The organism is Umezawaea sp. NPDC059074, from assembly GCF_042738955.1.
GTDB lineage: Bacteria > Actinomycetota > Actinomycetes > Mycobacteriales > Pseudonocardiaceae > Umezawaea.
In genome coordinates, this window is sequence record NZ_JBHYHC010000078.1 from 33,222 (window position 1) to 34,573 (window position 1,352).

The 1,352-nt window shown below is 71.3% G+C and carries 1 protein-coding gene; it reads left to right on the top strand.

The window, feature by feature from the left end:
• Nucleotides 1-289: 289 nt before the first annotated feature.
• A partial coding sequence (locus ACFWW9_RS29545) for a Zn-dependent hydrolase (protein ID WP_390384629.1) occupies nucleotides 290-1,352 on the top strand: 1,063 nt, incomplete at its 3' end.

A 1,352-nucleotide genomic window follows, 5' to 3' on the forward strand; every position in this document is an offset into this window, starting at 1 on the left:
GTGAATTCCCTTTCCTGCCGATCCAGCTGATCCGGCCGTTCTCACCAGGGGGTCGAGCCGAACACTAGGGAGGCTCAATTGAGCAGGTCAACCGGCTTGCCGAAGCCAAAGGGGAAACGATGGACGGGCGATAGCCCCGCAATAGCACCGCAAATAGCCGGACCGAAAACGATAGCCGGACAATGGCTGCGAAAAAGCGTGGCGGCCCACAATCCAAGGCGTCCGGCAGACCGAGGACATGTCTGCGCTGTCCCGCCAGGCGCTCGCCCGGCGAACGGGAGGAAGAGCCATGCCCAAGCAGAATCTCCAGGCACGCGGACCGGTCGAGGGGTTCCTGGAGGCCCACGCCGGGCTCAGGGTCGACGGTGAGCGGCTCCTCGGCCGCCTGGAGGAACTGGGCAAGATCGGGGCCGACCCCGCGGGCGGGATCACCAGGCTGGGGCTCAGCGCCCAGGAGAACGCGGCGATGGCCTACCTGCGCGACCTCTGCGGCGAGTCGGGCCTGGAGACCGAGACCGACCCCGCGGGCAACCTGCTGATCCGCCGCCCGAACGCCCGCCGGGGAGCCGACCCCGTGCTGCTGGTCGGGTCCCACGTGGACACCGTGGTGCAGGGCGGGCGGCTGGACGGCGCCTACGGCGTGATCGCCGCGCTGGAGGTGCTGGAGGTCCTGCACTCGCACGACGTCGACCTGCCCGTCGAGATGGTCGCGGTCGCCTTCGCCAACGAGGAGGGCGCGCTGATCCAGACCCCGTTCTGGGGTTCCCGCGCGCTGTGCGGCTCGCTGGAGGACGGCCTCGCCGCCGAGGACCGGTCCGGCCAACCGGTCAGCGCGTACCTCGCCCAGGCGGGCGGCTCACCCGAACGCCTCCAGGAAGCCGCGTGGCCGGAGGGGTCCATCGCCGCCTACCTGGAACTCCACATCGAGCAGGGCCCGTCGCTGGAACGCCTGGGAATCCCGATCGGCGTCGTGAACGGCATCGTCGGCCGCACGATCCTCGACATCGACGTCCTGGGCGAGGCCCAGCACGCGGGCACGACCCCCATGGCCGACCGCCGTGACGCGATGGTCGCCGCCGCCGAGATCATCCTCGGCGTGGAGCGCGTCGCGACCGAGCACGCCGTCTGCGCCACGGCCACCACGGGCTACCTGGTGGCCCACCCCAACGTCACCAACACCATCACCGGCACGGTCCGGATGACGGTGGAGGTCCGCGACACCGACCCCGGCAAGCTCGTGCGCGGCGAGGCGGCCGTCCGCGCCGAGTGCGCGCGGGTGGCGGCGGCCTCGGGCTGCGACATCGACGTCCGCGCCTCCATGCGGTCGAAGTCGGTCTCCACCGCGCCCGCCC